At 51.1% G+C, this 14,091-nt stretch carries 11 protein-coding genes and 1 pseudogene; 11 read left to right on the top strand and 1 reads right to left on the bottom strand.

The window, feature by feature from the left end; all coding sequences use genetic code 11:
* The first annotated feature begins 7 nt into the window (after positions 1-7).
* Together AC58P5_RS01365 and AC58P5_RS01360 are read left to right on the top strand one after the other, a co-directional pair.
* Entirely contained in the window at positions 8-1,657 is a 1,650-nt protein-coding gene (locus AC58P5_RS01365) for an FAD-dependent monooxygenase (protein WP_497384119.1), read from the top strand.
* A gap of 625 nt (positions 1,658-2,282) precedes the next feature.
* Complete coding sequence (locus AC58P5_RS01360) at positions 2,283-2,960, top strand: hypothetical protein (protein WP_497384118.1); 678 nt, start codon at positions 2,283-2,285, stop codon at positions 2,958-2,960.
* A 304-nt stretch (positions 2,961-3,264) separates the two neighbouring features.
* On the opposite strand, the gene AC58P5_RS01355 is transcribed toward AC58P5_RS01360, so the two are convergent.
* Positions 3,265-3,537: a VanZ family protein gene (locus AC58P5_RS01355; protein WP_497384117.1), complete on the bottom strand. Its 273-nt coding sequence runs from the start codon at positions 3,535-3,537 to the stop codon at positions 3,265-3,267.
* Between the two features lie 645 nt (positions 3,538-4,182).
* Here AC58P5_RS01355 and AC58P5_RS01350 point away from each other — a divergent pair.
* The 9 genes and pseudogenes from AC58P5_RS01350 to AC58P5_RS01310 form a co-directional block, all read left to right on the top strand.
* Positions 4,183-5,340: an ROK family protein gene (locus tag AC58P5_RS01350; protein WP_497384116.1), complete on the top strand. Its 1,158-nt coding sequence runs from the start codon at positions 4,183-4,185 to the stop codon at positions 5,338-5,340.
* Between the two features lie 55 nt (positions 5,341-5,395).
* Positions 5,396-6,412, top strand: a complete 1,017-nt coding sequence (locus AC58P5_RS01345) for an asparaginase (RefSeq protein WP_042234427.1) — start codon at positions 5,396-5,398, stop codon at positions 6,410-6,412.
* 72 nt (positions 6,413-6,484) lie between these two features.
* Positions 6,485-8,086 (top strand): glutathione ABC transporter substrate-binding protein, encoded by a 1,602-nt coding sequence (locus AC58P5_RS01340; protein ID WP_497384114.1) that lies wholly within the window; start codon positions 6,485-6,487, stop codon positions 8,084-8,086.
* Positions 8,087-8,325: 239 nt separating this feature from the next.
* Positions 8,326-9,252: an ABC transporter permease subunit gene (locus tag AC58P5_RS01335; RefSeq protein WP_497386002.1), complete on the top strand. Its 927-nt coding sequence runs from the start codon at positions 8,326-8,328 to the stop codon at positions 9,250-9,252.
* 12 nt (positions 9,253-9,264) lie between these two features.
* Positions 9,265-10,176, top strand: coding sequence for an ABC transporter permease (locus AC58P5_RS01330; protein WP_497384113.1), 912 nt, complete (start codon positions 9,265-9,267; stop codon positions 10,174-10,176).
* Positions 10,177-10,190: 14 nt separating this feature from the next.
* Entirely contained in the window at positions 10,191-11,192 is a 1,002-nt protein-coding gene (locus AC58P5_RS01325) for an ABC transporter ATP-binding protein (RefSeq protein ID WP_497384112.1), read from the top strand.
* Complete coding sequence (locus tag AC58P5_RS01320) at positions 11,189-12,175, top strand: ABC transporter ATP-binding protein (protein WP_497384110.1); 987 nt, start codon at positions 11,189-11,191, stop codon at positions 12,173-12,175. Before AC58P5_RS01325 ends, AC58P5_RS01320 begins: the two co-directional genes overlap by 4 nt.
* Positions 12,176-12,192: 17 nt before the next feature.
* The gene (locus tag AC58P5_RS01315; RefSeq protein WP_497384109.1) at positions 12,193-13,821 is read left to right on the top strand and encodes a leucyl aminopeptidase family protein; all 1,629 of its coding nucleotides are present in this window, start codon (positions 12,193-12,195) and stop codon (positions 13,819-13,821) included.
* Positions 13,818-14,086, top strand: a pseudogene (locus tag AC58P5_RS01310) (copper homeostasis protein CutC); the annotation flags it as partial. The gene AC58P5_RS01315 and the pseudogene AC58P5_RS01310, both read left to right, overlap by 4 nt.
* Positions 14,087-14,091: the final 5 nt, after the last annotated feature.

Genomic DNA, 14,091 nt, shown 5'->3' with positions numbered 1-14,091 from the left:
ATTGGATATGATGTCTAAAAAAATCACTAATGTTCCTGTATTGATTGTCGGAGGGGGATTGGCCGGTCTTTCCGCAGCGTTATTCTTGTCGCGGCATAGCGTACCCTATGTACTTATTGAACGTCATCAAAAAACGAACATTCATCCAAGGGCGCGGGGCTTAAACTTTCGGACAATAGAATTATATCGAGAACTGGGGTTGGATAAAGCAATCGAAGAGATCGGTGCGCAATTGGCCAAAGGCAAAGGGTGGTACACGGCCCATACATTAAGAGAGGCAGAGTTTGATCCGGAAAAAATGGATATCCCCAAAATACTGCCAGAGTCTGTGAAATCATATTTTGCTACCCTTAAAGAGATAAGTCCTGCTTCCAGCGTCCGTGCTACACAAAATCTGGTCGAGCCCATCTTGCTTGAAGCAGCTCGCGAACGTGGGGGGGATCTGCGGTTTCATACGGAATTGACTGCTTTTGAACAAAATGAAGACCATGTTAGGGCTACCGTTCTCAATCGTACAACGGGTGTTGAAGAAACCATAGTAGCAAACTATATGATTGCTGCTGACGGTGCAAAAAGCCCGGTTCGTCAAATGCTGAACATCAAGATGACCGAAATGAATTCGCACGGTCATATCATTAATATTTATTTTGAAGCAGATCTCGAACATTTTGTAAAGGGACGCGAATTCAGTGCGTGCAACATCACACGTACCGGGGCGGCAGGCGTGTTGCTTGCCATTAATAATCGTGACCGTTGGTGCTATCACGTTTCTTATGATTTTGAAGGCGGTGAGACTGCTGCTCATTTTTCAGAAGAACGATGCCGGGAAGTCATACAAAAGGCGATTGATTTACCGGATCTCCAAGTAAAGATATTGAGTGTGCTGCCTTGGGAAGCAGCGGAAAAGGTCGCTGAGCAATTTCAACGGGATCGCGTCTTTTTAATTGGGGATGCAGTTCACCTCATGCCGCCGACTGGAGGTTACGGAGCCAATACGGGTGTACAAGACGCTCATAACTTGGCATGGAAATTGGCAGCAGCCGTTCATAAAGCGGCCAGCCCTGAACTGTTGAAAACTTATGAGGCTGAACGTCGTCCCGTCGCCCAAATGACGGTTTCAGAGGCCGGGCGAGTCGCCGACACGGGTGTGTTTTCGGCCATGAAAAAACAGACGGAAAAGAGAACATCTCCGTTTGATGATCTGATTGTATCGGTTGGCTATCATTACGAATCCAAAGCCATCCTTAAACAGGATGCCGCTCCTTCATCGCTTGATCATTTTGAACTAAAGGGACGCCTCGGTACACGGGCCCCTCATATCTGGGGCGAATATCAAGGTAAGGAATGTTCCACGCTTGACTTGTTAGGATTAGGATTTGTTTTGTTTGTAGGGGTAAAAGCCGAGGGATGGGAGGATGCGGCGAAATACGTATCCGGGCAGTTTGGTGTCAAAATCAATACTTATAGCGTAGGACAGAATGGAGATTTCATTGACAAAGATCATGGCTGGCAGAATGCTTATCAAGCCAAGGAAAAAAGCGTTGTTCTCGTTCGCCCAGACGGTTTTGTGTGTTGGCGTTGCGAAGAACATATCGAGCAAACGACCTTAACATTGGAAGAGGTTTTTGCCCAACTTCTCGGCAAAAAAAGAGCTTAACGCAAGCGTCAAATAATCCCCGTCTGTTGAGTCAGATGGGGGTTATTTGACGTTTAGACTCCAAACGCGCAATTATTAATAACTCAACTTTCGGTGCGACCAAGCTTAGATTAACAGGTAGAAATCCTGCTTGGAAAGGCTTAAGCCAAGCCACCAATAGCGAGTCAGCGTAGGTCAACGTTTTCGAAAGTACGGAATTCTAACAGAAACGTTTACTCAATAAAATAATGTTCTTGTCGTGTAAAAAGATAGTGGGGATTAGAACATTTGGAATAGCAACGAAACCCAATAGCAGTCTAATTGTTCTATTAAAATAAGGTGTTAGACTGAAAAATAAAGCATTAGACCGTGAAAATAAAGTTGTAGACTGGCAGCCGACATTAGCCAACGGGCAGGATAACGCAACCATTAGATGAACTTATGGTTCTAATATGATACAATTTGTCCCAGAAATATCTTCCGGGTTATTGAAAAACAGCAGTGATGAACAAATAGTAGACCAACACAAAAAAGTGGTAGCTTTATGGATATGCAATAGTCTACGAACGGAGATTCACTTCGCAGACAACTGGTGGCACTACGCGCCGCCGAATGGAACTTGGTACTAAAAGGAGGGGCAGGACACATGCGAGAAGAACAGGAAATATTCGCGGGCAAAGGATATAACAGGTCGTACGCAATTGCTACGGGTCTGCCGATTTTGAATGTTAGGGGCAGCTTATCGCGTGAAAGTAACGGCCAACTACCGTTTCCGTGGGTGCCAACGGGCATCAAGATTGATAAAGAACATATGTTGGAAACCGTTATGAAGCAGAAGTCACTCGAGTATTTGTTCAATATGCAATTCAGTAAGGAGGAATTGACCGACCGCAATTTGGTTGTAGGCTGTTATGAATACAAGAATCCGAATGACAAGGAACAAATAACGCTATATGCGCTGGTTTCGTTGAAGGAATTTCTCGCGAGATACGGCGATGAACGGGCATTGGAGATTCTGATGCGAGTTGGCTGCACATACGAAAAGATTGTGGAGGAATGCGATGAAGCCATTGAAGAACACTTTGCAGTGTTGCGTCGGGCACTTCATTTGAAGAATCTGAGGGACAAATATGACGTGGTTTACGAGTGGGTTGAAGAGGAAGGGCAAAAGACGCACATAAACAGATACACCAAATCGAGTTATACGAAAATTAAAGCTGAATCATTCGCAGAGTTGCTCAAACTCTATAATGAGCAACGGAAGAAGGATGCAAAGAAGACGTTCTCGACTCTGGAGCCGTTAGAAGCATTCATGCAAGCATAAGAAAACCGCCCCTTTACGGGGCGGTTATTCAACATTTCATCGAACGAAGATTCGAGGTATATCCAGCGATAGATAGTTAGATATATTAAGCAACAACATTCCGACAACATTTGTCGGATGACAAGAACCTATATGCTTAAAAGTCGCGTAATCGTTAACCGTAATTGAAGATAATTCTCAATGCATTGTTATGAAAGCATTCTAACACTCCTTTCCATCAAGGCCAAGCCTTCGCGGGAAGAGCCTCTCCTTAAGAAGTGGCGAACTAAAAAGATCGCTAATGCCAAGCGCTTTAGCGATCTTTTTATTGAAGAGTGCCCGGGGCTTTCTTGGGTGCAATATATATTTGCAACCATCTCAGCACCTCATGCCCCAACAAGCCCCCAAATGTGTTCAAAATCAGATCATCCACGTCGAACGTGCCGATGGTCAGGATTAACTGGGAAGTCTCCCACCCCAGGCTGAAGGTGAAGGACAGCATGAACACCTTGGACCAAGGATTCGACATGCCTCTTAACAGAAGCGGCAGCTTCATGCCGAAGGGCATGAAGCTCAGGATGTTCCCGGCGAAATTCACCCAGCTGTGCAGGGTGGCTTACTCGAAATAAGTGACAATCTCATGGAAAGGAATAAGATACGCTCTGCTGGTCTTTGTCCTACCTCTCAAAGCTAAAGCACAACATTTAAGATGATGTGGGAAAAAGATAAAGATTTCCTTAAGCTTCTATAGAGGGGCCTTAAGACTTTCTCTCAACGCAGCTTCTCGCCTAGCTTTCCGGCAGTAGAATTCCATTACCTCACAATTAATTTCTCCGTGGTAAAAATCTTACCTACTAGTCATATCACCTTACACATCCAGCTAAAATCTATTGAAATTCAAGATTCAATTGACCGTGTGTATCCTAGTCACTTGCGGTTATGAAGCCTAAAAAAAGCTTTCTATGTCATATTCATGTTATGTTTAAGCGGCTTAATAATCATTTTGGTTATTAAAATAAAATTCCAATTAAATTTAATCGCTTACATTTTGCTTTAAAATTTTTATTCATAATTCATGTTATTTATATTGACACCATATAAGGCTGTGATTATTATTATAAATATCACTGGAGAATATAAAGAAAAATAGACAGAATTTTCGTTGGATATCCGTTAAAAACATCAGTTTACAGTCAAAATCCTCATTAATTAATTCATTGGTAAAAGTAATGGAGAATGAATAGTGAAAAAACATGATCAGGATTTTATGAAACGCCAGAATCGGCTGACGGTGTTTGAGATCATCAAGCACCAGCAGCCCATCTCCCGGGCTTCCATTGCCAAGCAGACCGGGATGAGCCCAACTACGGTAAGCCGAATTGTGGCGGATCTTGCAGAGGAAGGGTATCTGCTGGAGTCCGAACAGGTCTCTGCCGGGCTCGGCAGGAAGTCCACGCTGCTTGAAATGGTAGATGCCGCCGTGCTCTCGGTAGGCGTTGAGCTGGACCGCCATCAAGTGAATATCGGCATTGTGAATTTGCAGGGCAATGTTGTAGCCATGAGCCAATATCCGCGGTCAGTGGAAGAGAGTCCCGAAGTTACGCTGGAACGCGTTGGAACAGAGATTGACCAGCTTACGAAATCCAATGAGATCGACTGTGAGCGGATCATCGGAGTTGGTGTAGGCCTTCCCGGGATTATAGATAATGACACGGGAGAAGTTATGTTCTCCGTACAGCTCGGTTGGAGAAATGTCCGGCTTGCTGAACGGCTTAAAGAAATCACCGGTTATGATGTGGCGGTGGACAACGAGCTCAAGGCCAAGGCCCTGGCCGAGCATATGAAGGGCGCGGCGATTGGCTCACAGCGGACCGTCCTGCTTGGCTTCGGAAATGGAGTAGGTTCGGCGTTCATCATGGAAGGGGAGATCTACCGGGGCAGGACGAATAGCGCCGGTGAAATCGGCCATACGACGATTGATCCGAACGGCATGCTGTGCGACTGCGGGAAGGCGGGCTGCCTACAGACTTACATCAATATCAAATCCTTGCTGTCGGAAGCGAATAAGATCCGGCCGGTGCGCTCGATCGAGGACCTTTTTGAAGCCAAGAAGGCAGGGGAACGCTGGGCACTGCATCTGATCGAACGCGCGCTCATGTACATGGCGATCACCATTAACAATGTGGTCTGCATGTACAACCCGGACAGTGTCATCCTTAGCGGGGAACTGACCGACAAATTCCCGGAGATCCTCGATGAGGTGGTCGACCTGTGTTATTCGAAATATGTGTGGGAGCCCCTCAGGGGTGCCTTTCGGATTCTGAAGTCTGAACTGCATGAGCAGGGCGTAGTCATCGGCTCGGGATTGATTTCGCAAAACTGTTTTTTTGCATTGGAATAAGTCAGAGAAGTTAAGCAGAGGGAGAGCAGGATTGGACATTAAGGAGGGGACAACGATGAGATTTACACCATTAGTTGAGGAATACCGAGGCGGTGTGCTGGAGAACGTGCATTACGGAGCGGTCAGCATCGTGGATGAGAAGGGCCGAATCCTCTATTCGGCAGGCGACCCTGAACATCTCACGTTTCTAAGGTCGGCTGCCAAGCCGTTCCAGGCGCTTCCGGTTATGAAAAGAAAAGTTGACGAGGTGTACGGACTCACCGGACAGGAGGCGGCCTTGTTTGCTGCATCTCATCGTGGAGAGCGCTTTCATATTGATGCGCTGGAATCCATGCTTCTGAAGACAGGCATCAAGGAGGAAGGGCTGCACTGCTGTGAGTCGTATCCGCTCAATGAAGATGCGAAGGCCGAGCGCCACCGGGACCGCGAACCTAAACGGAGAATCTTCCATAACTGCTCGGGCAAGCATACCGGACTTATTGCGCTGAGCAAGCATATGGGCTGGGATGAGCGGACGTATTACGAGCCTGAGCATCCTGTTCAGAAGGAGATTGTGGAGACCCTTGCTTATATTGCAGAGGTTCCCGAAGCTTCGATCCCGCAAGGGATTGACGGCTGCGGACTGCCGATCTTTGCACTACCGCTGCACAAGATCGCCTATTCCTTCCTGAAGCTGGCCTGTCCGGACCTCATTGAAGATAAGGAGACACGGGAGGCGGCGGCCCGGATCGCCCGGCTGATGAATGAGTACCCCGATATGATCGCGGATACCCGGTTCGTTTGCTCGGAGCTGCTCAAGGACCCGAACCTGTCGGCCAAAGGCGGCGCAAAGGGAGTGTACGGCATTGGGCTGAGAAACGAAAGACTCGGAATCTCCCTTAAGGTGTCCGACGGTTCCGAACAGGTGTGGCCGTGCATTATCGCTTCGATCCTCGAGCGCCTCGGCTACAGTAATCAAGAGACAATTAACCGCTTATACAAGCTTGTACCAAATTCCATCGTCAATGACGGGGGAACGGAAGTGGGAGAACGCCGGGCGGTGTTCGAACTGAAGCCTTCATCCAGGGAATAACCTCCAATCCTGCAAGTAAGCATCCCGGACATGGAGCGATTCTATATTAACTACTTTTGAGGAGTGAGACGAATGAAGGTACAAGGGAAAATGTGGTCCACACTAATGCTGCTGCTTATCTTCGCGGTAGTTGCCGCAGGCTGCGGAGGCAATACGGAGACTGGCAAGGAAAGTGCGAATACGGGCAAGAGTGAAGGTACTAAGACCGTATCCAAAAACAAAAAAGATGTTGTTATTGCCATTAATGCCAACTTTATTACACTGGACCCTCACAACACGAGCGATACTCATTCGATTACCGGAGCAAGAACCATGGTTGAAGGCCTGATGGGGTTCGACGAGAACATGAAAGTCGTTCCAGTGCTGGCCGACTCCTACAAAATTAGTGATGACGGTCTGGTATACACGTTTACATTGAAGCAGAACATCAAATTCCACGACGGTACGGATTTCAACGCCGAAGCAGTTAAGGTGAATCTGGACCGCATCCGTGATGAGAAGAACAACCTGAAGATGCGCAAGAGCTTCGCCAAAGTCAGCAAAGTTGAGGCCCCGGATGCCAAAACCGTAGTCATCACCTTAAGCGAACCATATAACGCCTTCCTGAACAAAATGGCGATGGCCCTGATCGTAAGCCCTAAAGCACTGAAGGAGCAGGGCGAGAATATCGGTAAAAATCCGGTAGGTACAGGTTCTTTCAAATTTAAGGAATGGGTGCAGGGCGACCGCCTAGTGGTGGTGAAGAACCCGGATTACTGGCAAAAGGATCTGCCGAAGGTGGAGAGCATCACCTTCAAGCCGGTACCGGAGAATGGTTCCCGGATTGCGATGCTGAAGACAGGGGAAGCGGATTTCATCTATCCGATGCCAACTGAACAAGTCTCCCAAGTAGAGGGGGACAGCAATATTGTGGTAGATAAAACGGATTCCACAATTGTCCGTTACGTCACACTCAACACGATGAAGAAGCCGTTCGATGATGTGAAGATTCGTCAAGCGATTAACTATGCGATTAACAAAGAAGCTTACATCAAAGTCGTCAAATCCGGTCTGGGTGTGAAGCTGGATTCTACCATGTCTTCCAAGACGCAGTACTACTCCCAGCAGAGCGGCTACGACTACGATGTGAAGAAAGCAAAGAGCCTGCTTGCAGAAGCCGGTTATCCTGATGGCTTCACGGCCGAGATCTGGGGCGAGAATGATTCCGAGACAATGAAAGGCATGCAGTTCATTCAGCAGCAACTGGCTCTTGTTGGCATCAAGCTGGATGTGAAGTCGATGGAAGGCGGTACCTTGTCTGAGCAGATTAACTCCGCTGCTACACCAGAGCAGGCCAAGATCCAAATGTGGTATGTAAGCTGGTCCCCGTCTTCCGGTGATGCAGACGGCGCTACAAGAGGTCTGTTCAGCAGCGAAATGTTCCCTCCGGCAGGAGCCAATACGGCGTACTATAAAAATCCGAACGTGGATCAATGGATTGCCGATGCCAACAAGGCGACCGATCCAGAAAAAGCGAAATCCATTTATGCGGATATTCAAAAAACAATCTGGGCGGATGCCCCATGGGCCTTCATGGGTGTGGATCAGGTGATTTCAGGCAAGAGAGCCAGCCTGAGCGGCGTAAAAGTATTACCGGACGGCTCCATCACCGTTCGTGATGTGGAAGTGAAGTAATCGTTACCTAAGGACGAACAAGTCCGGTGATACGAGCAGGGAGCAAGAAGCAGGAGCAAGATACAAGATGAAGCAGAAGATGAAAGCAAGATGCAGGAAGCTAGAAGCAGAAAGTAAAAAGCTGGAAGCACTAAACAAGCAATAGCTTGGGGTTGTTGATGCAAAGCAAGGGGCCGTTTCTGTCTGTAGCTGAGGAGCGGCCCCTCTTATGTACTTGTTCAATGAAGGGGGCTCACATGATGGGAAGATACGCGCTACAAAGACTACTTGGAGTCATTCCGCTGCTGTTTGTCGTATCGGTGCTGGTCTTCATGTTCATACACTTAATCCCCGGCGATCCGGCCCGGCTTGTCGCGGGCAAGGAAGCCACACTGGAGGAGATTAACGGCATACGGGCACAACTCGGGCTGGATCTGCCGCTATGGCAGCAATATTTCAATTATATGGGCAAGCTGCTGCATGGCGATCTGGGCAGTTCTCTGCGGTCCGGCCTGCCGGTATCCGACATGCTGATGAGCAGATTGACGCCAACCCTTATTTTAACGTTTTTGAGCTTGGGCTGGGCATTAATCATCGGTCTGCTGATTGGTACGATCACTGCGGTTAACCGGAACCGGTGGCCGGATTACGTGGGCATGCTGACCGCAATTTCAGGCATCTCGATCCCAGGCTTTTGGCTGGGGCTGGTGCTGATTCAGATCTTCTCGGTACAGCTCGGCTGGTTCCCTACCGGCGGAGTGGATTCCTGGAAGTCCTATGTCCTGCCTTCCCTCACACTTGGAGCGGGAATTATGTCCATGCTTGCCCGGTTCTCCCGCTCATCCATGCTGGAGACGATGCGGGAAGATTATATCCGGACGGGACGTTCGAAAGGGCTTAGAGAGTTCATCGTGGTTGGACGGCATGCGCTGCGCAACTCGCTGATTCAGGTTGTCACTGTGGCGGGTCTGCAATTCGGGTTCCTGCTGGGCGGCTCCGTGATGGTGGAGACGGTATTCAGTATTCCGGGTCTTGGAAGGCTGCTTGTGGATTCGATTTCTTTTCGGGATTATACCGTGATTCAAGCGCTGCTACTGCTGTTTGCGACCCAATTCATACTTATTAATCTTATCGTTGATATGCTGTACGGTGTTCTGAATCCGAAAATCAGGTATGCGTCTAGCTAGGAGGGGAACAGGATGGACAACAATACAACGGTGATGGGAGCCGACTCCTCAGGGGCCGGTGTGACCCTAGTGACGAAGCCGACCAAAGGCCGTGCAGCGGAGTTCTTCAGCAAGTTCTGCAAGCAGAGAGCGTCGCTTGCAGCAGGCATTTTTATTATTTTTCTGACGATTATAGCGATCTTCGGTCCGCATCTTACACCTTATGATCCGAATGTGCCGGATTATGATGCGCTCATGACTGGTCCATCCGCCGCGCATTGGGCCGGAACCGATGAATATGGCAGGGATATCCTGAGCCGTCTGCTTGACGGAACAAGGTTGACCTTGGCGGTCAGCTTGAGTTCCGTGCTGATTGCCGCTGTGCTGGGTACCGTGCTTGGATTGCTCAGCGGATATTACGGAGGCTGGCTCGACCGGCTCATCATGCGGGGCAGCGATGTGCTGTTCTCCTTCCCGGATCTGCTGCTGGCCATCGGAATTGTGGCGATTCTGGGCCCGGGACTGTCCAATGTGGTCATTGCCGTTGCCGTGTTTGGCACGCCGTCATTTGCACGGATTATCCGCAGTGTCACCTTAAGCGCCAAAGAGACTTTATTTGTGGAAGCAGCCCGCTCGATGGGCGCGAAGAACGCGCGCATTGTATGGAAGCATATTTTTCCGCAGACCATGCCGAGTGTGATCGTGAACGTAACGATGAAGATCGGCGGTGCGATTCTGGCGGCATCCTCCTTGAGTTTCCTGGGTATGGGGGCGAAGCCGACCGAACCGGACTGGGGCGCGATGCTGAGCATGGGGCGCGACTATTTGAGCATCGCTCCGCACATTGTGTATTTTCCCGGGGTAGCGATCTTTCTGGCTGTACTTGCTTTTAACCTGGTTGGGGACGGACTGCGTGATGCGCTGGATCCCAAGACGAAAAATTAAAGGGGGACAGGGCCATGACACCCAGACTGCTTGAAGTGGAAGGATTGAAGACCGAGTTCAGACGTGATGGCGGAAGCGTAATGGCAGTGTCCGGCATTGATTTTCACATCAATAGAGGTGAAGTGCTGGGGCTGGTCGGTGAGAGTGGCTGCGGAAAAAGTGTGACTTCCTTATCGATTATGCGCCTACTCAAGGATACACCGGGAAGGATTGCTGGCGGGGCAGTCCGGTTCGAAGGCACCGACCTGACTCAGATTCAGGAGAAGGAGATGCGGAAGTTCCGTGGCAATGAACTGGCGATGATCTTCCAGGAGCCGATGACCTCCCTGAACCCGGTGCTGCGAATCGGACGTCAATTGGAGGAGCCGGTTATGCTGCATCTCGGATACAGCCGGAAGCGTGCACGGGAGCACGCCATTCATACACTGAAGCTGGTCGGGATTCCCCGAGCGGAGGACGTGGCCGATGAATATCCGCATCAACTGTCCGGCGGAATGAGGCAGCGCGTGATGATTGCGATGGCCATGTCGTGTGGCCCGAAGCTGCTTATTGCCGATGAGCCGACAACGGCGCTAGATGTGACCATCCAGGCGCAGATTCTGGACCTGATGAAACGATTGAAGGAAGAACAGGAGATGGGCATGCTGTTGATTACACACGATCTCGGTGTTGTGGCGGAAATGTGTGACCGGGTGGTTGTTATGTATGCGGGACGGGTTGTGGAAGAGGCACCGGTTCAAGAGTTATTCGCAAATCCCCAGCATCCGTACACCAAAGGCCTGATCCAATCCGTTCCCAAGCTGCGCCAGAAGGTTCGCCGTCTGGAATCCATTCAGGGCAATGTGCCTGACTTAAGTGCGATGCCTCCAGGCTGCAAATTCATGCCGCGATGTGCGTATGCGATGGAGCGGTGTCTTCAGGAACCGGAGCTTCTGCCTGTGGAAGGACAGGAGCAACGCAAAAGCCGCTGCTGGTTGACGCAAATGGATACACCGGAAGGGGGAGACAACCAATGATACAGTCACACACAGAGACTCCGCTGGTTGAGGTAAAGGGGCTGCGCAAATCTTTTGCCGTGAAAAAGGGCTGGTTCGGCGCGGCCAAATACTTGCGCGCAGTGGATGGTCTGTCCTTCGCTATACGCAAAGGGGAGACGTTTAGTCTGGTCGGGGAGAGCGGCTGCGGGAAGTCTACGACCGGGCGGCTTGTGAATCGGCTGCTGAAGCCAACAAGCGGTGAAATATGGTTCAACGGACAGAATATCAGCAACCTTTCCGACAACCAGATGCGTCCAATGCGCAAAGATATGCAGATGGTCTTTCAAGATCCATACGCATCGCTCAATCCGCGGATGAAAGTGAAGGAACTTGTGGCTGAACCGCTGCTGATCCATACGAAGCTCAGCGTGAAGGAACGGGATAAGCTGGCCCGGGAACTGCTGGAGACAGTAGGCCTCAGCAGCATTCATGCCGAGCGCTATGCGCATGAGTTTAGCGGTGGCCAGCGGCAGCGGATCGGGATTGCCCGGGCGCTGTCCGTACGTCCGAGCCTGATCGTGGCGGATGAACCAGTCTCGGCACTGGATGTGTCCATCCAGTCCCAGGTGCTGAACCTGATGCAGGATCTGCAGGAGGAGTACGGCCTGACTTATCTGTTCATTTCCCATGATCTGAGTGTCGTTGAACATATTAGCGACCGCATAGGGGTTATGTACCTTGGCACACTGGTGGAGACGGCGGATAAAGACACGCTCTATGACCGTCCGCTTCATCCGTACACCCAGGCGTTGTTGTCATCCGTGCCGGTTCCTGATCCGAATCAGAAGCGGGAGCGCATTATTTTGAAAGGGGACTTGCCGAGTCCGGTTGATCCGCCTTCCGGCTGCCGGTTCCATAACCGCTGTCCGGCCTGCATGGATATTTGCAGGCAGCAGGAGCCGGTGTTCCGGGAGGTGGAACCCGGACATCAGGTTGCCTGCCATCTCTATAATGAAGCCTGATTAGGCGGCTTATTACAATGCCTAAGGAAAGGATCGCCATGCACATTACACTAGATATGACTGAACTGGAGGATGTTCTCATTCATCCGGCATATGCGGGGGAATCGCTTCCCTATGCGCTAAATGAAGCGCGCAAGCGGCAGGGCACCATGACCTGGCTGTACGCCCGTTCTGCAGGTGAAGCGGATGTGCTCGCCGCCGGAATGGGGGAGCGCTGTGCCGGGACGTTGGAATGGGTACGCCGCGCCGGGGGCGCCGCGGCACGGACTCTGCTGCAGGAAGGGCGGGGCAGCGCAACGCTGCTCAGACATCCGGGCACAGTAATTGGAGTTGAAGGCAGTGAAAGCATAGAATCAACGGCCGCGTGGCTGCAGGCCTGGATTGAGGGCTGGCTGCTTGGATTATACCGGTTCGATAAATATAGAAATGCCACGAAAATAAGCGGCACTGTGCAGTTGAATCTGCGGTCCGCAGATTGGCCTGAACTTTCTGCGGCCGGGCTGAATTCGGTCATTCAGACGGCCATCCACCGGGCGGAGGCGACAAATCTGACCCGGGACTGGGTGAATGAGACGCCGGGTACGTTGAACCCGGATTCTTTTGTGGAATGGACGCGGGATCTCTTCAAAGACAGGCCGGTAAATATTTATGTCTACCGGGGACAGGAGCTAACTGAGCGCGGCATGAACGGCCTGCTTGCAGTGGGTGCCGGGAGCAAGCACGCTCCTGCGCTAATCGAGCTGAGGTACGAAGCCTGCCCGGATGCCCCAATGTTAGCCTTGGTCGGCAAAGCCATCACCTTCGATATGGGCGGCATGAACGCGAAGACGGGCCGGGACATCAGTGATGCCCGAATGGATATGGGCGGAGCGGCCGCCGTCATCGGCGCGCTGGACATTCTGGTCCGGCAGCAGGCCAAGGTCCGGGTCACGGCCCTGATCGCCGTGGCCGATAACCTGCCGGATGCCCGCGCCACGCTACCTTCATCCGTGATTGCTTATCCGAACGGCTTGACCGTTCAAATTGCAAATACGGATGGAGAAGGCCGGCTCGTGCTGGCAGACGCGCTGATCCATGCGGCCGGGCTTGGTGCAGCGCAGGTGATCGACATTGCCACGCTAACGGGCAATGTCGGAGATGCGCTGGGACTCGGGATCGCCGGCATATGGGGCGATGCCGATATGACGCGCGAGCTGGCCCAGATTGGCGAGCATAATGGCGAGCGGCTGTGGCCGATGCCGCTTATGGATGATTATGAATCCGAGCTGAGAAGCAATTATGCCGACCTGCGTAACGTGGGCACCTCTACGCTGGCTGGCGCCATCACAGCAGCGTTATTTATTCGGCGGTTCGTCGACAAATCCATGAACTGGGTCCATATTGATATGGCCGGCACGGTACAGTACAAGCAGGATGTCGGTTACGCAGAGGCGGGAGCGACAGGGTATGGCGCAAGACTGCTGGCTGATTATGCGGTGAATTATGCCCGGAAGTGTGACACGGGAAAGGCACCAGGGAATGGAGCAAGGAATGCAACAGAGAACGTATCAGAGGATGTGTCAGAGAATACATCAAGGGATGCAGCAGGGATTGTATCAAGGGACGTATCCGTAAATGAATCCCGGAAACAGGAGGGTTCGTTATGATCCTGGAAGTCATCGCTACCTGTATTGACGATGCGTTAAGGCTGAAGAAAATGGGGTAAATCGGCTGGAGTTGATTACGGCCGTTACCGAAGGCGGGTTGACGCCGGGCATCGGATTGATCCGCCAGGTTGTAGGGGCTGTGCAGATTCCGGTCCATGTGATGGTCCGGCCGCACAGCCGCAGCTTTGTGTACAGCAAGCTTGATCTGGAGACGATGATAGCCGAGATCCGGGCCATTAATGCGGCTAGTGCCGCAGGCATTGTTCCTAA

Source organism: Paenibacillus sp. JT31N7 (assembly GCF_059692095.1).
Note: the sequence above shows the minus strand (reverse complement) of the source record. Positions and strands in the feature narration are given on the sequence as shown.

Bases quoted from the DNA above. Each gene is read 5' to 3' on its own strand.
- AC58P5_RS01330 (WP_497384113.1), top strand. From the start codon at position 9,265: ATGGACAACAATACAACGGTGATGGGAGCCGACTCCTCAGGGGCCGGT.
- AC58P5_RS01320 (WP_497384110.1), top strand. From the start codon at position 11,189: ATGATACAGTCACACACAGAGACTCCGCTGGTTGAGGTAAAGGGGCTG.
- AC58P5_RS01340 (WP_497384114.1), top strand. From the start codon at position 6,485: ATGAAGGTACAAGGGAAAATGTGGTCCACACTAATGCTGCTGCTTATC.
- AC58P5_RS01335 (WP_497386002.1), top strand. From the start codon at position 8,326: ATGGGAAGATACGCGCTACAAAGACTACTTGGAGTCATTCCGCTGCTG.
- AC58P5_RS01315 (WP_497384109.1), top strand. From the start codon at position 12,193: ATGCCTAAGGAAAGGATCGCCATGCACATTACACTAGATATGACTGAA.
- AC58P5_RS01345 (WP_042234427.1), top strand. From the start codon at position 5,396: ATGAGATTTACACCATTAGTTGAGGAATACCGAGGCGGTGTGCTGGAG.
- AC58P5_RS01365 (WP_497384119.1), top strand. From the start codon at position 8: ATGATGTCTAAAAAAATCACTAATGTTCCTGTATTGATTGTCGGAGGG.
- AC58P5_RS01360 (WP_497384118.1), top strand. From the start codon at position 2,283: ATGCGAGAAGAACAGGAAATATTCGCGGGCAAAGGATATAACAGGTCG.
- AC58P5_RS01325 (WP_497384112.1), top strand. From the start codon at position 10,191: ATGACACCCAGACTGCTTGAAGTGGAAGGATTGAAGACCGAGTTCAGA.